This window comes from Nocardiopsis tropica, assembly GCF_042660575.1.
GTDB classification, from domain to species: Bacteria; Actinomycetota; Actinomycetes; order Streptosporangiales; family Streptosporangiaceae; genus Nocardiopsis; species Nocardiopsis tropica.
Genome location: NZ_JBHSUF010000022.1, coordinates 53,434 through 72,029 on the forward strand (window position 1 = coordinate 53,434; position 18,596 = coordinate 72,029).

General features: G+C 70.5%; 17 protein-coding genes and 1 pseudogene. 6 read left to right on the plus strand and 12 right to left on the minus strand.

Features of this window, described 5'->3' with window-relative positions; all coding sequences use genetic code 11:
* Positions 1-172: 172 nt before the first annotated feature.
* The 6 genes from ACFQBR_RS27910 to ACFQBR_RS27935 form a co-directional block, all read right to left on the minus strand.
* Complete coding sequence (locus ACFQBR_RS27910) at positions 173-919, minus strand: sulfite exporter TauE/SafE family protein (protein WP_344178012.1); 747 nt, start codon at positions 917-919, stop codon at positions 173-175.
* Positions 903-1,817, minus strand: a complete 915-nt coding sequence (locus ACFQBR_RS27915) for a sulfotransferase family protein (RefSeq protein ID WP_267944872.1) — start codon at positions 1,815-1,817, stop codon at positions 903-905. The genes ACFQBR_RS27910 and ACFQBR_RS27915 overlap by 17 nt, the downstream gene beginning before the upstream one ends.
* On the minus strand, positions 1,814-3,121 hold the full coding sequence (locus ACFQBR_RS27920; protein ID WP_344178014.1) for an aminotransferase class III-fold pyridoxal phosphate-dependent enzyme: 1,308 nt from the start codon (positions 3,119-3,121) through the stop codon (positions 1,814-1,816). Before ACFQBR_RS27920 ends, ACFQBR_RS27915 begins: the two co-directional genes overlap by 4 nt.
* A gap of 9 nt (positions 3,122-3,130) precedes the next feature.
* Positions 3,131-4,627, minus strand: a complete 1,497-nt coding sequence (locus tag ACFQBR_RS27925) for a GMC family oxidoreductase (RefSeq protein WP_344178017.1) — start codon at positions 4,625-4,627, stop codon at positions 3,131-3,133.
* Positions 4,628-5,539: 912 nt separating this feature from the next.
* Entirely contained in the window at positions 5,540-6,820 is a 1,281-nt protein-coding gene (gene mtnK / locus ACFQBR_RS27930) for an S-methyl-5-thioribose kinase (RefSeq protein ID WP_344178019.1), read from the minus strand.
* Between the two features lie 39 nt (positions 6,821-6,859).
* Positions 6,860-8,566: a flavin monoamine oxidase family protein gene (locus ACFQBR_RS27935; protein WP_344178021.1), complete on the minus strand. Its 1,707-nt coding sequence runs from the start codon at positions 8,564-8,566 to the stop codon at positions 6,860-6,862.
* A 38-nt stretch (positions 8,567-8,604) separates the two neighbouring features.
* Between ACFQBR_RS27935 and ACFQBR_RS27940 the strand changes: the two genes are divergently transcribed.
* On the plus strand, positions 8,605-9,363 hold the full coding sequence (locus tag ACFQBR_RS27940) for a hypothetical protein (RefSeq protein WP_344178024.1): 759 nt from the start codon (positions 8,605-8,607) through the stop codon (positions 9,361-9,363).
* A gap of 164 nt (positions 9,364-9,527) precedes the next feature.
* Here ACFQBR_RS27940 and ACFQBR_RS27945 read toward each other — a convergent pair whose 3' ends face one another.
* Both ACFQBR_RS27945 and ACFQBR_RS27950 read right to left on the minus strand, forming a co-directional pair.
* Positions 9,528-10,337, minus strand: a complete 810-nt coding sequence (locus ACFQBR_RS27945) for a hypothetical protein (protein WP_344178026.1) — start codon at positions 10,335-10,337, stop codon at positions 9,528-9,530.
* A 237-nt stretch (positions 10,338-10,574) separates the two neighbouring features.
* Entirely contained in the window at positions 10,575-11,132 is a 558-nt protein-coding gene (locus ACFQBR_RS27950) for a DUF5956 family protein (RefSeq protein ID WP_344178027.1), read from the minus strand.
* A 278-nt stretch (positions 11,133-11,410) separates the two neighbouring features.
* On the opposite strand from ACFQBR_RS27950, the gene ACFQBR_RS27955 reads away from it, so the two are divergent.
* Complete coding sequence (locus tag ACFQBR_RS27955; RefSeq protein WP_378554840.1) at positions 11,411-11,764, plus strand: hypothetical protein; 354 nt, start codon at positions 11,411-11,413, stop codon at positions 11,762-11,764.
* 66 nt (positions 11,765-11,830) lie between these two features.
* Positions 11,831-12,250 carry a hypothetical protein gene (locus ACFQBR_RS27960; RefSeq protein WP_267944863.1) on the plus strand — a complete coding sequence of 140 codons (420 nt, stop codon included), beginning with the start codon at positions 11,831-11,833 and terminating at the stop codon, positions 12,248-12,250.
* Positions 12,251-12,433: 183 nt separating this feature from the next.
* Here ACFQBR_RS27960 and ACFQBR_RS27965 read toward each other — a convergent pair whose 3' ends face one another.
* A complete protein-coding gene (locus ACFQBR_RS27965; protein ID WP_344178031.1) occupies positions 12,434-13,180 on the minus strand; it encodes a phosphotransferase family protein in 747 nt (248 codons plus the stop codon).
* Positions 13,181-13,329: 149 nt separating this feature from the next.
* Between ACFQBR_RS27965 and ACFQBR_RS27970 the strand changes: the two are divergent.
* Positions 13,330-13,464, plus strand: a pseudogene (locus ACFQBR_RS27970) (IS701 family transposase); the annotation flags it as partial.
* Positions 13,465-13,532: 68 nt separating this feature from the next.
* Here ACFQBR_RS27970 and ACFQBR_RS27975 read toward each other — a convergent pair.
* Together ACFQBR_RS27975 and ACFQBR_RS27980 are read right to left on the minus strand one after the other, a co-directional pair.
* Positions 13,533-14,066, minus strand: a complete 534-nt coding sequence (locus ACFQBR_RS27975; RefSeq protein WP_344178162.1) for a hypothetical protein — start codon at positions 14,064-14,066, stop codon at positions 13,533-13,535.
* Positions 14,067-14,315: 249 nt separating this feature from the next.
* Positions 14,316-14,681, minus strand: coding sequence for a MerR family transcriptional regulator (locus ACFQBR_RS27980; protein WP_344178034.1), 366 nt, complete (start codon positions 14,679-14,681; stop codon positions 14,316-14,318).
* A gap of 146 nt (positions 14,682-14,827) precedes the next feature.
* Here ACFQBR_RS27980 and ACFQBR_RS27985 point away from each other — a divergent pair, with 146 nt between their 5' ends.
* Positions 14,828-15,733: an NADP-dependent oxidoreductase gene (locus ACFQBR_RS27985; RefSeq protein WP_344178036.1), complete on the plus strand. Its 906-nt coding sequence runs from the start codon at positions 14,828-14,830 to the stop codon at positions 15,731-15,733.
* Positions 15,734-15,911: 178 nt separating this feature from the next.
* The gene (locus ACFQBR_RS27990; protein WP_344178038.1) at positions 15,912-16,508 is read left to right on the plus strand and encodes a YdcF family protein; all 597 of its coding nucleotides are present in this window, start codon (positions 15,912-15,914) and stop codon (positions 16,506-16,508) included.
* A 609-nt stretch (positions 16,509-17,117) separates the two neighbouring features.
* On the opposite strand, the gene ACFQBR_RS27995 is transcribed toward ACFQBR_RS27990, so the two are convergent.
* Entirely contained in the window at positions 17,118-18,530 is a 1,413-nt protein-coding gene (locus ACFQBR_RS27995) for an MFS transporter (RefSeq protein WP_344178040.1), read from the minus strand.
* Positions 18,531-18,596: the final 66 nt, after the last annotated feature.

An 18,596-nucleotide genomic window follows, 5' to 3' on the forward strand; every position in this document is an offset into this window, starting at 1 on the left:
CGGTCCCGACCGGCGGCTCCTGGTGCCACAAGGTATCCGCTCCCCGGTTCCCTCCCTCCGGACCATCCTGGAGCAGGGCGAAGTGATCCGTAAGTTTTACGGGCGGGCCGTCCGGTGACGCCGACGAGCGGGCGGGGAGCGTACCGGCGCCCGCCGACAGCGGTCCTCGGCCTCACGTGAGGCCGAGGGCGCCCAGGGACACGACGGCCGACGTGGTGAGCAGGCCGAGGACGATGTGTTCGTAGCGGGTGTGGCCGAAGCGGTGGAAGGCCCGGGTGCCCGCCGCCTGACCCAGGAGCGCGGCGCCTACGAGCGGCAGCCACAGGGGGTAGACCTCCCAGGCGCCCGTGAACAGGAGCGCCGCGACGCTGAGGGGCAGGCGCACCAGGGAGAGGGCGACGAGGGTGTCGCGCATGGTGTGCGGGGTCAGGCCCCGGTGGACGAGGTAGTAGACGCTGGGCGGTCCCCCGAGGGACGTCGAGGTGCTCAACGCCCCGGACAGGAGGCCCGCCGGGGCCGCCCAGACCGGGTTCAGGACGGCGCCGTCCTCGCGTGAGAGGACCCTCATGACCACCGCCGCGATGACCACGCACGCGACGAACACCTGGAGCCCGAGCGCGGGCAGCGCCGTGAGCAGCCAGGCCCCGAGGAGCATCCCCGGGGCCGACCACAGCGCGAGGGCGCACGTCTCGCGCACCGCCGGCCGAGGCAGGTCCCGTCGCATCGCCAGGATGGCGATGTCGCAGGCGGTACCGGTGATCATGATGGTCGAGACGGCCTGGGGGCCGCCCAGCGCCGCCGTGAGCAGCGGGGCGCTGAGCAGCGCGAAGCCGAACCCGGACAGGGACTGGACGGCGGCGCTGAACAGGATCAGCGCGAACAGCCCCGCGAACAGGGCGGCGTCATCGGGAGGGGGCACCTGTGCTCCGCTCGTATCCGCAGTCGGCCAACAGGTCCCCCGCGACGCTCTCGTACTGTGCCGTCCTCGTGTGGCCGAGTTCGCGGCGGAAGCGGCCCACGGAGTTCTGTGTGAGCCGCGCCTTGGTCTTCTCGGCGGCGGGGTGGGACCACGGGTTCCGGTGGAGGGGGTGCTCCAGCTCGTGGTGGCGGACCATGCGCGCCGACCACGCGATGCCCAGGAAGTCGCACATCCGGCGGGTGACCGCCTCGGGGGAGGCGACGAGGTCCTCGTAGCGCACCTCGAGGTAGCGGCCGGACGGGGCCCGGTGCCGCGCGAAGGAGATGATCTCCACCCAGTCCCGGGCCGCGGTCTCGACGTCCTTGTGGCCCCAGTCGGGCACCGTGTGGAGGTGGGAGGTGATGACGTCCCTGCCGTCGCGGACGATGTGGATGAACCGCGCCCGCGGCCAGATCCTGGCGAACTCGTCCACGTCCCTGATCTTGCGCTGCAGCTTGATGCCCCACGTCCGCGCGCCCTGCGCGCGTGCGCGGGCCTCGCTGAGGACCCTGATCAGCTCGCACCGCTGCGGGAGCGTGACGAGGTTGCCCCCGTCCCTGTCGAGCCGGGCGCGGATCGCCCCGGCCAGCTCGGCGTAGCCGATGCCGAACCGTTCGCACTGCTTGACGAAATGGGCCGCGTCGTACCAGTACGGATCCCCGCTGGAGGTGCCGGGGCCGACCGCGCGCGGGTCGCGCGACCGGACCAGCTCGATCGCCTCCAGGACGTGCGTGCCGAGGTTGGGGGGCTCGACGAAGTCGAGTTCGGGACCCACGCACAGGTCGGGGTGGGAGTTGAGGACGATGCTGAGCAGCGTGGTGCCGGAGCGGTTCTCACCGCCGAGCAGGACGGGGTTCATCGGAGCGCTCCCTTCTCACGGGCGGGTTTGACCTGCGCGGCGACCTTGGCCGTCCACCACAGGTCCGCCACCGAGGGGGTGGCGCGGAAGGCGTCGGCGCAGAAGTCGGCGAACGGCTGCCAGGGCGCGCCGTCGGGGGTCTCGAAGGGGCTCGTGAAGCCGGTCGCGGCCGTCCCCTCCGCGAGCGTGCGGGCCGTGCGGACGGCGAGGGCCACATGGTCGTCGGTCACCCCGGCCCCGGGCAGGATCGTCCCTCCGCTCCCCAGGAAGAGTCCGGAGTCGAGCATCGTCCGGTAGAAGCCGCCGGCGAGGTCGCTGGTGGCGAAGACCAGGTGGAGGATCCCGTCGTCCCACGCCGCGCACGCCGGGTAGCCGGCGGCGGAGAACACCTCGTTGAGCCCGGCGCCCAGGGACGCGGTGGTCCGGTGCACCCGTGCTGTCTCCTCGGCCAGGAGGTCGATGCTCTCCAGCGCCACGACGAACGGCGTCGTCTCGCGCAGGTAGGTGTTCCCGAGGTCGGTGGCCTCGTGGGCGCCGGCGACCCGGGGGCCGAGCAGCACGGCCGAGAGGGCGGTGCCGTTCGCGAGCCCCTTGCTGAGCACGGTGATGTCGGGCCTGGGGTCCAGGCGCGCCGTCAGCCCGCCCGGGCCGACGCGGAACCCCGTCATCACCTCGTCCAGGACGGCGACGCCGCCGAACCCGTGCGTGATCGAGACGAGCTCCTCCAGGTGCCCCGTCGGCATGACGTCGTGCTCGGGGGAGACGACGACGGCCGCGAGGTCGTCGGCGTACTCGCGGCAGAGCGCGAGCAGCTGGTCGGCGTCGTAGCCGAAGTGGTGCACCCGGGGGTCGTACGCGTGCTGCCGGGCGTCGCCCTGGTACTGCAGCTGCCAGTCGTGCCATCCGTGGTACCCGCTGGTGAGGACGGTGTTCTTGCCGGTCGCCGCCCGTGCCAGGCGCACCGCTGCCGAGGTCGCGCAGGAGCCGGTCCGCATGAAGGCGACCCTCTCGCTGTGCGGGAACAGGTCCAGCAGCCGTAGCGCGAGGTCGACGCGGATCCTGCTCATGGTCCCGGGGAGGATGCCGCCGCCGTCGGCGAGGTGCCGGGTGACGGCTTCCACGATCCTGGGGTGCCCCATACCGAGGGGGGCGGCGCCGGTGCACGAGGTGAAGTCGACGTAGGACCTGCCCTCGGCGTCGGTGAACGTCGCGCCCCGGCCCCGTTCCAGCAGCAGCGGGTTCTTGCGGTCCATGTCCCGCGTCCGGGTGCAGGTGGTGTCGAGTGCTTGCTGTATTCCGTCCAAGGGGTCCTCCTAGGAGTGCTGTGCGAGCTGCCTGCTGATGCGCAGCGCGTTGGCGATCACTGTCATCGTCGGGTTGGCGGCGGCCGCGTACGGGAAGTAGGCGGAGTCGGCGACATAGACGTTGTCGCACTGGTGCAGCCGTCCCTCGGGGCCGACCACCGAGGTCCTGGGGTCCGTGCCCGCGCGGCAGCCGCCCGCCAGGTGCGCCATGCCCGTGGCGTTGAACTCCTCCTGGGCACGGACGCCGCGTCCGATGCGTGCGAGGGTGTCGACCGCGATCGAGCGGAGGGAGCGCAGCCGTCGCAGGTCGGACCGGTGGGTCCTGTGCCGGATCACGACGTTGGGCCCGTCGGCGGAGGAGGGGGCCGGCGCCACGGAGTTCTCGGCCATCGGCGTCTCCGACACGACGAAGTGCAGACGGATCGTGTCGGGCCGGTCGGAGGCCGACGCCTCGTAGAGGAAGCCGCCGCATCCGCCCCCGGGCAGCCGGTGGTAGAAGTCCGTGGTCGCGGTGGTGCTGAACAGGGTGGGGCTCTCCCGCAGCTGTGCCGAGGCAGGGGCCCGCACGTCGGCGTACCCGGTGAGCTTGAACTGGATGCCCCGTCCCACCTGGTCGTTCCCGTTGGCCAGTCCGTGCGGGTGGAGGCGGCTGGTGGAGCGCAGGAGCAGGGCGCAGCTGTTGAGCGCGCCGGCCGCGATGACGAAGTGCCGGGCCCTGATGGTCGCGTGCCGGCCCCTGACCGTGTCCAGGCACTCGACCGCGCTGACCCGGCCGCTCGGGTCGACCCGGAGGGCCTCGGCGGTGACCGCGTGGGCGAGGCGCAGCCGGTGCTCGGAGCCGGATCCCAGCACGAGCGGGAGCACCGAGGCCTTCGCGCCCGTCCGGCAGAGCGTCTCGTTGCAGGGACCGCACCGGGTGCAGGCGGGGCGTCGGTCGAAAGGACGGGAGTTGACCCCGAGCGGTGTGGGGAAGTGTCCGATCCCGAGTTCGTCGAACGCCTCGTTGATGAGCTCGGCCCGTGCGCTGGGCGGATGCGGTGGCAGGAGGGGCGCGCACGAGGGCGGCTCGGTGGGGTCGAGGCCGGTGGTGCGCGCGATCCCGAAGCGCCGCTCGACCTCGTCGTAGTACGGGCGCAGGTCCTCGTATCCGATGGGCCAGCGCGGGTCGGCCGAGGCGTGTGCGAACGCCGCGGACCTGTCGAAGTCCTGTGCGCGGTAGCGGACCAGGATCCCCGCGTACCGCTCCATGCCGCCGCCGGGACCGCGCAGGGTCCACGGGTTGGCCGGATGGACGCCGTGGTCGCTGACGAGCACGCTGTCGGTCGTCGCGGCGCGCAGTTCGCTGTAGGAGCTCTCGGGCGAGGCCGCTCCGGCTTCCAGGAGCAGCGTCTCCCCGCGCCTGGAGAGCTCGTGAGCGGCGATGAGGCCTGCGGGCCCTCCGCCGATGACGCAGTAGTCGTAGTCGGGGCTTCGTGGGATCTGACTGAGCTGGACGAAATGCTTCACTGGCTCGGTGTCCCGTGCTGGGGCGTGGTTGGCCGGAGGCCATGGTCGGGTGAGGGGCCTCGGATGACCGCGTGATTCCGACTGGTTCTCGTTCGACGTGAAAGGGAGTAGCGAATCTGGAGCGAATTCTTCCGGCTGGGGAACCGGGTTCCGGGGCGCTCGGTACGTTGGAGGGAATGGGGTCTGGCGGCACTCCAGGGCCGTTCGGTCTGTTCACTGCTCGTTCTCGTTCGTCGGCGAGAAGCCCCCCGCGGAACATTAGTTCCCTCAATCGCCCCAGTCAATAGCAGTCCCTTATTAGTTGATTTACCCGAATTGGTGTTGGTGTGGGTCTTTATCGTTCCTTTGTGGGGGTGCTCCGGGCGAGGAGGTGGACAGATACTTCTGTCCTGCGGGTGATAGCGGTCCTCGACGCGGTCGTGCACACTCGTGGGAGTGTGCTGTGGTCCGTGGGATTCCCTGTGCGGCCGCGGGAACATATCCGCCCGCGGGAAAGGGGCGGTGTTTCCTTTCTGTTTCCACTCGCGCCGAAGACCGGTGTGCTCCTTCGGTGGAAGTGGCGGCAGTGGGATCCGTCATTTTTCACGCAACCCCTTTCGCGCCGGTTCTGCCCGCGGTGGTTTCCGTCGGCCGGCGTTTGGCGGAACGGCGGATCGGTGCGCCGAACCGCTCTTCCGCCTTGCCGGCGAATGTTTCTCCGTGCGAGGACCCGTGTATCCGCGCACCGGGTTGTCTCGGGAGGGAGGGCCCCGCGCACATCAACCCTGTCCGCCGCGGCACGGCGCCCGGAGCCGTCGGTCCGACACCGCTTCCCCGGGAGGCACAGCGCCCGAGGGCACGCCTTGGGAGCCCGGCCGGGGACCGGTGTGCGGCTCCGGACCCGCCCGGCCACGGCGTCGTGCCGTGCCTTCCTCACCCCGTGCGGGCGTGCCGGGCCGCGTCCGTGACGTCGCGCACGCTCCTGTGGCCGGAGGCGTCCACGAGCAGGCTCCGCGCCAGCCGCAGGGCCGCGCGTTCACAGGCCGCCCGCGCCCCGGGGTCGGTGATCCCGGTCAGGTCGGCGGGACGGGCGAAGCCGATCAGGCGCCTCATGAGCTCGGCTCCGCAGAAACCGACGGAGTCGCAGAGGACCCGGTCCAGATAGGCGCCGCGTTCGGCTTCCAGGGCGGCCGCCCCGCGGGCGTCGGCGAAGAGCGCGGCAGGGTAGGAGTCGCCGCGGCCCGACGAGCGCCACAGGGCGAGGAAGCGCTCGCGGAAGACGTCCCAGGTCTGCTCCACCTGGTCCAGCAGCCAGGCCTGCTGTTCGTCCTCGTGGGGAGAGGGCGTTCCGCGGCGGCCGTCCGCGGCGAAGTAGGCGATGAGCAGGTGCGCCAGGAACCCGCCCACGTCGAAGCCCATGGGGCCGAAGCACGCGAACTCGTGGTCGAAGACCCGGCTCCCGGTCGCGCCCACCATGACCGAGCCGGTGTGCAGGTCACCGTGCAGCAGCGCCTGTCTGCTGGTGAGGTAGCGGTCCTTGAGGCGGGCGGCGGCGACCAGGACGCAGGTGTCGGCCCGGACGGCGGCCACCTCCGCGTCCAGTTCGGGAGAGGTCCAGCTGTTGCGGTGGAAGTCGCGGTAGATCTCCGTGAAGACCATGTCCTCCATGATTCGGCACATCTCGGTGTTGAGCTCGAACTCCGCGACCAGGGCGCGTTTGTCCGCGGCGGGCAGGGCCAGGTCCGAGGTGGCGAAGAGCGTGCGGGCCAGGTAGTCGCCGACCTGCTCGCCCAACCCCGGGTGGAGGGCCCCTCGACCGAGGTGGTGGCGCAGGACGGTGTGGTCCTCCACGTACTCCATGACGAGCACGTGGCGGTCGCGGTCCAGGTGCAGGGGGGCGGGCAGCGCCCCGGGGGCCGCCCGCCCGTGCTCCTCCAGGGCGCGGTACTCGTGGACGACGCGTTCGGGGGTCAGCGGCCAGGACTCGCCCGCCACGCGCACGTAGGGCGGGGCCTGTTTGACGCACACCGAGCCGGAGGGGCCCAGGACCCGGTACACGAAGTTGACGTTGCCGTCGCCGACCTCCTCGACCCGCCAGTCGCCGGCCCCTCCGCCGAGCCGCGCCCGCGGCCGGGGGAGCGTCTCCAAGTAGGCGGTCAGGGCGCGGTCGGCGAACGCGGTGCGTCCGGGCGGGGATGGATCGGTGTTCTCCACGGCGGCTCCTCCGGTCGTGTGCTTCCTGTCAGGGTGCGTTCAGCGGGCGCCCGCGTCGCGGTACCACTCCGGGACGGGCAGGGCGAAGTGCTCGCGAAGGACGGCCTCCGCGCTGTCGAGGGTTCCCTCGACGGATCCCGGGTCGTGGGTCCAGCAGTCGCCGACCACGTGCACGCGCTCGCGTGCGGCCGGCTGCCCCATGCGCCGTGCCAGGGCGCGCGGGTCGTGGCCGGGGCGCCTCGTGTGCCACGCGCCGCTGCTCCAGTCCCGCCAGCAGGCGGCGAGGGGCGGTTCGAGGGAGGGCAGGCCGTGGACGTGTTGGAGCAGGGCGTGGGCGCGGGTGACCACGGCGGCGCTGGGCGCCGGAGCGTCGCCCGCGGCGGGGAAGGCGTGGTCCCCCGCCGTGCCCTCGCCGATCCCGCCGCTGAGCCACTGCCCCACCGAGGGGCCGCTGGGGTAGGCGGCGAGCAGCGGAGCGGGCGACGGGTGCGGATCGCCGCCGGGGGGTTGGCAGGTGCTTCCATACCAGAGCTGGCGCAGGGGGGTGTCGGTGGTGCTCCTTCCCCGGGTCAGGCCCAGGTCCCGCCACCACGGGCGCCGGTAGAGGTGGAAGAGCTTGAGGGCGGGGACGGCCTCGACCGCTGCCAGGTCGGCGGACAGGTGCGCGCCCACGGGCAGGCCGGTGAGGTCGAGAGCGCCCAGGGGCCCGGGAGGGAGGGCCAGCACGACGGCGTCGGCGCACACGCGGACGTGGCCGGGCAGGAGGCGCCCCCGCGTGTCCGACCGCCGGAAGAGGAGCCGGTGGCGTCGCCGCCCGGAGCCCTCGACGGGAGCGTCCCCGCGCTCGACCCGCACCAGCCGGTGGCCGAGGCGGGTGGCGCCGCCGGCCTGCGTGAAACGTTCGTGCAGGGCCCGCGGCAGGCTCTCCATGCCCCGCCGCAGACAGACGTACTCGGCGTCGGGCGGGGTTCGGTAGAGCAGGTCGAGCTGAGCGGTCGCGCCCTCGCCCCCTGCGGACACGTCGTAGCCGCCCGCGTCGTGCACGAAGGCCACGGCGTCGCCGCTCAGGACGGCCCGCAGGGCGTCGGACCAGGTCGCCTCCTCCAGGGGGCGGTTGTGCAGCCGCCCCGTACGGCACCGCGCTCTGAAGTCCGCCAGCGCGCGGTCGGCGACCGACCGTTCCCCTCGCGCGCGTGCCTCGTGGTGGGTGCGGCGGCTCTCCGCGAACCCCGGCACCAGGGTCTGCGCCACCCTGTCGGCCAGGGCCCCCGGCGCCAGCCCGCGTTCGGGGGGGCGCAGCCGGTAGGGGAGGGCGGCGCCCGCCAGGTCCCCCTGCCGCGTCCTGCTCCCCCTCAGGTGGAACAGGTTCTCCGGCCGCCCGAACTCGAACGGCACCAGGTCCGCGCCCAGCCTCAGGTCCTCGACGAGCCCCAGGACCCGGCGCAGGCCCGTGTGCAGCCGCATGGCGCCCAGGTCGGCCCAGGACCCGGACGGGCCGGGAAGCCGGACGGAGTGCATTCTTCCGCCGATCCTGTGGTCGTTCTCGAAAAGGCCGATTCTGCTCCCTCTCCTCGCCTCGGCCAACCTGGTCGCGACATGGCATCCGGCGAGGCCGGCACCGACGACCGCTACATCCAGATATTCCACACCGGAATCTTCTTCCCCTGAAACCACAGAACCAACACCTGCACTTCCGCCCCACAGTACTCTTGCCAGCCGAAGGCACCGCACGCATACTGAGGGCATAATATGCTGTTCATATTTTCTTGAGACCGGGGAGCTGTATGATCTTCCGTCCGCAGGTACTTCAGGAGACCTCGAACGCTTACGACCAGTTCTCCGAGTACTTCCGCGACATCAGATCATTCTTCGAGGTCCTCAGCGTCCGGTTCTCCCTCCCCGAATACGGGACCCGGCTCACCCCCGTGGCGGGAAAAGCGCTGTTCTCCAACGCCAACAGCTACCTCCTGTCGGACGACAGCGCCTACCCCTACTACCTGTGGGTTCCCAGCTGGCTGGGCCGTTTCTACATCGACGCCGAGCGCATCCCCGAGGGCAGGACCGCCGACGACTGCCGTATCGCCGACGCCGGCCTCGTCGCCTTCGTCTGGCCCTGGCTCGGCTTCGGCGACGCCTACGTGCAGAACTCCCCGCACCCGGAATGCTGGTTCGGGGTGACCGACCCGCGTCCACAGAATCCTGATGAGCCGGTTCTCACCACCGCTCAGAACCTCTTCAACCACTTTCGCCTGGAAACCACGTTCGAGGCCGAGCGCGGGGGCTGGCTCACCGGTGGTTTCCATCCCGAACCGAGGATCGGCTGCAACCTGACCGGCACCTGGTACCTGCGCCGTGTCCCCCTGTCGGTTCTCACCGACTACTACCAGGTGGAGAAGAACGTGATACGGCCGCTGGGAGAGAAATTCACGGAGCTGTCCGAAGCCGGGCGGGAAAACACTGCTGCCTTCTCGGCCGGGAAAATGGAGGGGCCCTTCACCGGCAACGGCGTGAACGGGAATTCGCCGAAATCGGAGATCCCCTGAGGGCGCAGCCCGAAAGCCCCGTGAGGCAGCTCCGGGCCCGGTACGGTGTCGCAGGCGTGGCGCACGCTCCGCTGTGAACTCAGCCCGCTGCCGGGCCCGGGGCGGACGTGGCCCGTGGGCAGGGGCTGCTTTCGGTGGCCGGGCGCCCGGTCGGGCGGGAGGACTCAGTCGGGGGCGCGTGTTTCGTCGAGCCGTTCGACGTCGGCTCTGGGGTAGCGGTCGAGTCTGCCGGGGAACAGGCCGTGGCGTTCGGCGGTGACCTCGAACCTGCCGACGGACCAGCCCAGCAGGTCGGCGGCCTCCTTGCCGGTCAGGCTCGCCTCGATCCAGGCCCGGCGTTGCTCGATGACGGGGGCCAGGCGTTCCTCGGTCAGGGCGTCCAGGTCCCGCAGGGAGTACAGGGCCGATCCCATGTAGTCGCCGACCGGGGACAGCGTGCCCCGGGCGGCGAGTTCGGCGACGTCGTCCCTGGTGACGGCCAGGCCGGTGCGCGCGGCCACGCGGTCGGCGGCCTTCTGCGAGCCCAGGCCGGGGTGGTCGCCGATCTCGCGCGCGACGTCGGCGGCGATCTCGGGCAGGGCCTCGGCGACGTGCTGGGTCCAGCGGCGCCCGTCGATGTCGGGAGGTGGGATGAGGCCGCGCTGCGCGGCCCTCTTGACCTGCCATTCCTTCAGGCCCATGAGCCGGGCGAGTTGGAGGGACCCGTAGCTGCCGCGTCGGCCGGGTGTCGTCTTCTTGGGAAGAGGGGTCGGTTCCGGTGCGGGGGAACTCTCGGGTGTGGGGCCGGCGGCCAGGTCGGCGAGGATGGCCTCGGTGCGTTCGGGCAGGGTCTTGGCGAGGGCTTCGGACCACTTGCGGTCGTCGATGTCGGGGGGCGGTACGAGGCCGCGGTGCAGGGCGCGGCGGAGTTGGTCGTGGTCCAGTCCCAGCCAGCGGGCGAGCTGGACCGGTCCGAATTCCCTGGGGCGACTCATGTGGTGGGGGTGCTCCTCGTCTGCGGCAGGGGGGCAGAGCGGTTCGCCGTCCATGATGCCCGGGGGCGGTGACAGGGGACGAAGAGTACCCAGGAGTGCTGGTGGCCGAGGGCTCCCCTCGGCTGTGGAATGCCGGCCGGGCGGGGTGCCGCCGTGCGCGGAAGCTCCTCTTTCCTGCTCCTGGACATGCTTGGCGGCAACCGCGGACTGCCCGCGCCCGATGGGACTGTCATCGGTTCACCCCGACCCGTCTCCCACAGATTCTCTGCTGCTCTCCTGGGGAACGGCTGTGTACAGGGTCTTTGCGACCGCGATCATGGCCTCACGCTCCCGCCGCGGACGGGGGCCGGGCGGCAGGTCCATCAGAGCGGGCCCGAAAAGGGCGAAGAACTGATCGGCGTCGTCGATGCCGTCCGGCAGTTCGATGAACCACCGGTAGCCGCAGGGCTGGGAGGGCACCCGCGCGTCGGTGAGGTAGTCGTGGATGCCACCGTCCACGGCCGACCGGTCGCCTCGTGTCCGCTCCTCGACTCTGACAGTGCGCTCGCCTTTGCTCTCATAGACCACGTGCACGGGTTCGGGGGGACGCACGTCCAGGCATCGGACCATGTGCTCGGGGCCGACAGCCCAGGCGAACAAGGTATGCCAACCGGACTCGGGGACCTCGAAGAACCTCCGTCCATCGCCCGTTCCGCTATCGGTCGGCGGTTCCGCGACGATCGGGACCGCCGACCATGAACGCTCGTGCATCAGAGCACTCTCCTCGACCTCGCAGCGGTCTGCCGTCTTCTGCATGGGGGAACGGGCAGGAATCGCCCCCGCCATGATCGGAGGGCAGTGGAAAACGCGTTTCCAACGAACGTATGTCCGTGGAACCATAGGCCCCGGACCATGCATATTCCTTCACGGTGCATCGTACTGGAGAGCGTCTTCCATGCGGTCGCCGATGATCTTCCGGTATCCCGGAACTGCGCATCATGGAAATGTTCCCTACCGAGGGCGGATCACGTGGACAGCGAGCCGGACCGGATCGATCTCCTCCTGGGGTCTCAGTGATCGAGAAGACACCGAACATGAAGAACCTCATGCTCTCGATCCGGGTGGCGTCCTGGAGCGGAGAACGCCAACTGGACTGGATCAGGCGCACGGGGTGCGCTGAGGACGAGATCGTGCTGCAGCTGGAAGACTTCTACATCGCTGTGAAAAGTCACGTCACGTATGACGAGGAGGAAGAGTTCCCCGACTTCCTTGATGAAGGGATCCGGGAGGTCCTCGACCTCTTCACGAGACTGATCGACGTCGATCCGGAACTGTGGAGCCCCGAGTCCATGGTTTCCGCCAGGCAGTGGGACGTGGTGAGAGACAGGGCTCGGCGCCTCCTGGTGGAAATAAGGGGTTCTTCGTGGTCGTCTTTCCTGGATGAGTGATCTCGTCTCAGACCGGGGTCGGCGAGCTGGAAAGAAGTGATCGTCCTCGCGTCCGAGGGAGTGGTGATGGCCGAGCAGGCTGTTCGCTTGTCAGATGTGTGCGAGGTGTGCGGTCGCGCTCGTGAAGTCTGGGTGGTTCAACTGGTCAGAAGCGGCAGGCTCCGCTGGGAGGTCGAGCGAGAGTGTGCCGGCTGCCAGGTCTCCCATCAGTGGGTGTGGGGGCCGGCCCCTGCCCATGTGCGCGACCTGTTGATCGATCGGCATGGCGTGGAGCACGTGAAAACCGTGGGCGAGGTGCGGAAAAGGGGGGTGCTGCTCAAGGTCTTCAGGGAGGTCTTCGGCGCATCCATTGCCGAGGCCCGAGAATTCGGTCGCGAGGCGACGGGCACCGGATATGAGGGAACACGTGTGGAGGTGCATCTTCTGTCCCGGCTCCTGCGCGAGAGAGGTGTGGAAGTCGAGGTGCGCCCTGGTTCGTGTGGGTGATCCTCGAGCACGGGGAGATACGCGACGACATCCACCACGCGTTCGCCACCCTCGGGTGCGCCGTCATCTGCCGGCGACGACTGCGCACCGCACTTCGTCGGGAGTAAGGGCAGGCGATGCGACCCGGGGGACGGCCTGCTCGATGCGTCAGAACGCACTCACAGCGGTCGGGCCCGCGCAGCCTCACATCCGGGATCTCAGCACGTCGACCTCACAGCCCGGCGCGAAGGGGTCGAAGCCGTGCTCGACCAGCCAGCGAACCCCCAGCAGGCTTCGCAACGACCACCACGCGCGGATCACGTCGCGGTCGGCGTCGGGGCCGTAACCGGCGATGACGTCGTCGAGGTTCTCCTCGTGTCCGAGCGTCAAGGTGGCGAGGTCGAACAGGGCATTGCCCCGGCCCGCCTCGGACCAGTCGATGATGCCGGTGACCTCGTCGCCGTCGACGAAGACGTGCTCGATCTGCAGGTCGCCGTGCGCGAACACCGGAGTCCACGGCCGGAACGCGGCCTCGGCGACCTGGCGGTTGCGGGTGACCAGGTCAGCGGGCAGGACACCGTTCGTCACGAGCAGCTCGCACTCGCGGTCGAGTTCCGCCGCCCACTCGTCGGGACCCCGGCGGCGCCGGCCGGGCCAGGGCGGCAACGGCGCCTCGTGCAACTGCCGGATGACGGCGCCCGCCGCGGCCCACGCCGCCGCCGACGCGGTCGACGGCCCACCGAGGCGGCCGAGCGCCGTCCCCGGGACGGCGGCGATCGCGAGCACGGGCGGCTTGCGCCACAGGACCTGCGGAGTCGGGACCGGCGCGAGGGACATCGCCTCGACCTCGACGTCGATGCGCGCCTGGTCGGCGTCCACCTTCAAGAACACGTCGCCGGCGCGCAGGGTCGCGCGCTCGGAATGGGCGACGACGACTTCGATCTCATCCATGGGCGACCAGTATCCCGGGGCTGACCGCCGGCGTCGCCGGGTTTGTCGCGTGCGACGACGCGGCTGGCCACGTCCCGCCACCCGGCGGCCTCGTGCACGGCACCGACCTCCGACCAGGTCAAGCCCACCGCTTCTGTGAGGAGTCCTCAGTGCTGCGACAATCTGTCGTTGCAGTACTGAGGGACTTGGTTCTGGGACTGCTGTCGGGCCTGCCACGCAAAAACTGTTGGAGCATCGCGGAATGGGCCGGGGAGGCCGCTCCGGACGGCATGCAGCACCTGCTCGGAGCCCCGGTGAGCCACGACCGGCGACAAGCCGCACAGCCATGGAGATCACGAACTGTGATGGACCGTCAGCGGTCCTCCAACTCGACGAACCGGCTCGCCCATGCCCTGAACCGATCGTCGGACTCCTTCCGCCCGGTCCAGAGCGCGTGCGGGTCCTCCGGCGGCTCAAGGCCGAAGTTCTCGTTCAACCAGGTGAGGAACTCATGGTGGCCGTCGCTGTGCTCCTCGATGTCCTCAGGGGCGAGAAACCCGAAGTCGGCGACGGGCTCGCTGTCGATCGCCAGAAGCTGGAACAGCTCCCTCAGGTCTCGCGCGATCACATAGAGGTGCCCTTCATCGCCGACCAGGACGACGGGCAGAGCGGCGAGGTCGGTCCGATCGTCGCACCGCCACAGCGCGTAGTCGGAGCCGGAGTGGTTGGCCTGCGCGAAGGGGATGAACCGGCTCAGGAACTCCGGGTGCTCCGACCAGGTGTGGAGGCCGGAGTCTGCGCCGTACCCGCGCAACTCGAAACCCTCCGAGTAGTAGACCGGGCCGATCCGGTCCTCGAACTCCTTGAGCAGGTTCAGCTCCGGGATCGGCGAGTACGCCTCGCTCATGTGGCCTCCTTGCCCGGCCGGGACGCCTGGCGCGGTTGCGGACGTCTTGCACCGGCCAGGTGATGCTATCCACGCCGGGGACCATCGGGCGGGTGCCGGCGGGCGGCCTCGATCGTGGGCGGGCGAGGTCAGCCGGTCAGGGGCGACGGGCGGGGCGGGTCGCGCTCCTGAAAAGCAGCCGTCAGCGGCTCCGGGCCGTGACGCGCCCTCGCGCGCCGGTGACGTCCGCAGTCGTTGCGGTGGTCGTCCTCACTGCATGGGGGAGCAGTCGGCATCGGGGTCCCGCGTGATGGCGATCACGTCATCGAGCCGGTCGCGCACGTCGAGCAGGTCGGTGATCCGCTGGTCGATGCGGGCGCGTTCGGACTCCAGCTGGTCCAGGAGCGCCGGGTGCGCCTCGCCCGAGTCCACGCACGGCAGCACATCGCGGACCACCCTGCTGGGCAGGCCCGCGGCGTACAGCTGTTGGATCAGCCGGACCCGGCCGACGGCGGTGTCGGGGTAGTGCCGCTGGCCTCCGGGGCTGCGGTCGGCCGGGAGCAGATCCTGTTCCTCGTAGTAGCGCAGCGCCCGGACGCTCACCCCCGCCTTGTCGGCGACCTCACCGATACGCACCGGTCCTCCTCCGCCCGGGCGGCCTGCCCGATTTGCACCTGACGTCAACGTCAGGTTCTAGCGTAGTGGGTGTAGGCGCTCGTCGAACATTCACCTCACCGATCTCACGAACGGCCGGTTCCGGCCGCGTGGAAGGGCAGAACATCATGCGCGCAGTCCGTTTTCACGAGTACGGCGGTGTGGAGACCCTCGTGGTCGAGCAGGCGCCGGACCCGCACCCCGGACCCGGTGAGATCCGCATCCGCGTCGCGGCGGCCGGCGTCAACCCCGTCGACTGGAAGGTGCGTTCCGGAGCGGTCCGCGAGATGTTCCCCGTGGACCTGCCCGCGATCCCCGGGCGTGACGCCGTGGGCGTCGTCGACGGGATCGGTGTGGGTGTGCAGGGCGTGAACATCGGGGACCGCGTCTTCGGCCTGGGCGGCGTCACCGGCGCGACGGCGGAGCTGGCCGTGCTCTCGGCCTGGGCCCACGCGCCCACCACATGGACGGACGAGGAGGCCGCCGGCGCCGGTCTGGCCTCCGTCACCGCGATGGGCGGACTGAAGGCGCTCGGCCCCCTGAGGGGGCGCACCCTGCTCGTCGAGGGCGCCGCCGGAGGCGTGGGCAGTGCCGCGGTCGAGATCGCGGTGGCCCGGGGCGCCACCGTGATCGGGACGGCCAGTGAGCGCAACCACGAGTTCCTCACCTCCCTCGGGGCCGTTCCCACCACCTACGGCACCGGCCTCGCGGAGCGCCTGGCCTCCCTGGTCCCGGGCGGGGTCGACCTCGCGCTCGACACCGCGGCCTCCGGCTCCCTGGACGACCTCGTCGCGATCGTGGGCGACCCCTCCCGCGTTTCGACGGTCGCCGACCACGCCAATGCGCAGCGACTGGGCACGCACCTGGCCAACGCGGAGAACGACTCCGCGCTCCTCGCCGAAGCGGGCGAACTCGGCCGACAGGGCCGCTACACACCGCGCATCGAGCGGACCTACCCCCTCGAACGGCTCGCGGAAGCGCACGCCCACGCCGAGCGCGGACACACACGGGGCAAGATCGTGGTCCGCGTCTGAGTCCGTCCGACCGTCCAGGGCTTCCCGCTGCTTCGGCCGCGGGGAGCCCGCGTCCCCGGAGGGGCCGTGCCGATGTCCTTGGGGCGGGAGCGGCGCTCCGGCGCGTCCCCCGCTGTCCCGACCCGCTCGGCGACCGGTTTGCCCCGGCCGATACCCGGGGTGCCCTAGAGTCGGCCGTATGCGGCGAAGGACGGGGCTGGTGGTGGTCGGGGTCCTGGCCCTGGCCTGGAGCGAGTGGCTCAACTGGCGCTGGTCCCGGTCCCTCGTGGGGAGCGGTGGCGGAACCGCCGACGCCGTGGTCGTGCTCGGTTTCCGCAACCCCCAGGCGAGGGCGAACGCCGTCAACCGGTGGCGGGTTCGCGCCGCGATCCGTTCCATCCCGGCCGGCGGAGCGCACGCCACCCGACTGATCCTCAGCGGCGGTGCGGTCGGCAGCGGCGTCGCGGAGGCCCGGCTGATGGCCGACCACGCGAAGTCCCTCGGGTTCGACGGCACGGTGCTCCTCGAGGACCGGAGCACGACGACCTGGGAGAACGTCGTGAACGTGATCCCGCTGATCGAGGACGCCGAACGCATCGCGATCGTCTCCCAGCCGGCCCACGCGCTCAAGGCCCGCGCGTACCTGCGGCGCCGACGCCCGGACCTGGCCGCGAGGCTGGTGCGCGCGGACGACTACCGCCCCGGCGAGTGGGTGCTCGTCAAACCACTGCTGGTCCTGTACGGGCTGTGGGCGCTTCGCCGTCTCGGAAACGACGAGCGCAAGCCATCGCCGTAGGCAGCCCCTGTTACTGGCGACGGCCACGGAGATGTCAGTGGAAAGGCCACCGTGTCAGTGCCGTCGCCGTGCTCGGGCTGTGCTCGGGCTCACGGGGTTGGCTGGGATGGTGCCTGGCCGCTTCCGGCTAACCCCTGTCCGTCACGACCCGGGCGCGGCACAATCCCCCGTATGGGACACAACAAGGCCTGGGCTTTGATTCTGGGTGTGGTTGGCAGCAACCCCTGCTTTGACACAGAGAACGGTGAAGGGCGCCCATGAGCGAGGCCGCCCCCCCAACCTCCGATCGGGGATGTGCGCAGCACGATCACCGGCGACTCCTCGGGACTCACTGTGCAGGCCCACACCGTCCGGGGCGGGGTCGGCAATACCACCGTGGTCCATCAGAGCCCCGCACTCCGGTATGGCATGCGTTTCATGGAACCGTAAAACCGTAAAGACGTGCCGAAGGGAACTCTGGTTGTTCCATTCTCCGTCCTGGGAAGACCTCGGTTTCTGGCCTGCTCGACCGGTTCCCCGAGTTGTGAGGGGCGGAGCGTCAGTGGCACACGGTGAAGAACATTCCGGTCGCGCTCGGCCTTTGAGAAGCCCTCATGGTCGCTGCCCGCATCAGGCTGCGGCTTCCTCGTGACGTGCCGGGCGGGGCACCCGGCGGGGGCTGATCAGGATCAACGTCGTCGCCACGGCGAGGCCGGACAGGAGGGCGGATACGGTCAGGACGGCTTGAACCCCGCCGGTGACAGCTTCGCGGTCGGCGCCGCCGTAGAGGGTGTAGACGGCGCCGAGCGCTGCGGTACCGATACCGGCTCCGACGGAGGCCAGGGTGGAGACGCTTCCGGCGACCATGCCGACGCGTTCGGGTGCGGTGACGTTGACCGCCACGGCCATCACCGGCGCTCCGGCGATGCCGCCTCCGGCGCCCCAGGCCAGCAGCGGGACCAGGAGCACCCACCACGGGGTGTCGGGGGCGACCAGCAGCGCCAGCGCGAGGAGCCCGGCGCCTTTGAGGGTGTAGCCCAAGCCGATGACCAGACCGGGCGCCCAGTGGCTGAGGAGCTTGGAGCCGACCATTCCGGTGATCATCTGCGCGAGGAAGATCGGCGTCATCAACAGGCCCGCGAGGGTCGGGCCCAGCAGCAGCGCGTCGGCGAAGTACAGCACCAGGTAGACAGAACCCCCGATGCTCAGAACGCGGGAGAGGAACACCGCGAGCATCGCCCCGGAGAACGCCGTCTGGGTGAACAGCCGCAACTCCAGTGTCGGCTGGGGCACGCGGAACTGGAGGACGGAGAACCCCGCCAACGACGTGAGCGCAACGATCAGCAGTGCCGTGTCCTGTATGCCCCAGGTTGCCTCTGGGCGGAGCATGAGCGTGGTGGCGGCGCCGAGACCGACCATCAGCAGCACGCTGCCCAGCCAGTCCGGACGGGCAGCGGGGCCGGGCTGCGCGGTGCGTGGCAGCACACGCGCTGCGACGATGTAGGCCGCGATGCCCAGGGGGATATTGATCCCGAAGACGGCCTGCCATCCGAAGGCCTCGATCAGCAGCCCGCCCAGGGTCGGGGCGAGCAGCCCGGCCGCGGTGGCGAACGATCCCCAGGCGCCGATCGCGAGGTTGCGTTCTTCACCCGAGTACCGGTCCGAGAGCAACGGGATGCCGTTGACCATGATCACCGCAGCCCCGGCGCCCTGGACGACCCGGGCGAGGTTCAAGAACCCCAGGCTCGGCGCCAGCATCGCCGCCAGCGAGGCCAGGGTGAACACCGCGATCCCGGTCAGGAACAACGGCCGCCGCCCCCACCGGTCGGAGAGGCTTCCCACCACCTGCGTGAGGGCGCCCATGGCGACCGTGTAGGTCACCACCACCGACTCCACGGAACCTCCATCGGCGACGTCGGCGCTGATCAGCGGTAACCCGAGCGCGACGATCGTGATGTCGACGACCACCAGCCCGGTGGAGGCCATCACCAGCACCAGCACCCCGCTCAACGGCGGCAGACGACGGGACTTCTCGGCGGCCATACGATCCTCGGCTTTCGACGCGTCAAGGGTTACCTGAGCCAGGGTGCGGCACCAACGACCTAAAAG

Coding starts and splice junctions, on each gene's coding strand:
- ACFQBR_RS27915 (WP_267944872.1), bottom strand. CDS start 1,817: ATGAACCCCGTCCTGCTCGGCGGTGAGAACCGCTCCGGCACCACGCTG.
- ACFQBR_RS27935 (WP_344178021.1), bottom strand. CDS start 8,566: ATGCCCTCAGTATGCGTGCGGTGCCTTCGGCTGGCAAGAGTACTGTGG.
- ACFQBR_RS27940 (WP_344178024.1), top strand. CDS start 8,605: ATGATCTTCCGTCCGCAGGTACTTCAGGAGACCTCGAACGCTTACGAC.
- ACFQBR_RS27945 (WP_344178026.1), bottom strand. CDS start 10,337: ATGAGTCGCCCCAGGGAATTCGGACCGGTCCAGCTCGCCCGCTGGCTG.
- ACFQBR_RS27950 (WP_344178027.1), bottom strand. CDS start 11,132: ATGCAGAAGACGGCAGACCGCTGCGAGGTCGAGGAGAGTGCTCTGATG.
- ACFQBR_RS27955 (WP_378554840.1), top strand. CDS start 11,411: ATGAAGAACCTCATGCTCTCGATCCGGGTGGCGTCCTGGAGCGGAGAA.
- ACFQBR_RS27960 (WP_267944863.1), top strand. CDS start 11,831: ATGGCCGAGCAGGCTGTTCGCTTGTCAGATGTGTGCGAGGTGTGCGGT.
- ACFQBR_RS27965 (WP_344178031.1), bottom strand. CDS start 13,180: ATGGATGAGATCGAAGTCGTCGTCGCCCATTCCGAGCGCGCGACCCTG.
- ACFQBR_RS27975 (WP_344178162.1), bottom strand. CDS start 14,066: ATGAGCGAGGCGTACTCGCCGATCCCGGAGCTGAACCTGCTCAAGGAG.
- ACFQBR_RS27985 (WP_344178036.1), top strand. CDS start 14,828: ATGCGCGCAGTCCGTTTTCACGAGTACGGCGGTGTGGAGACCCTCGTG.
- ACFQBR_RS27990 (WP_344178038.1), top strand. CDS start 15,912: ATGCGGCGAAGGACGGGGCTGGTGGTGGTCGGGGTCCTGGCCCTGGCC.
- ACFQBR_RS27995 (WP_344178040.1), bottom strand. CDS start 18,530: ATGGCCGCCGAGAAGTCCCGTCGTCTGCCGCCGTTGAGCGGGGTGCTG.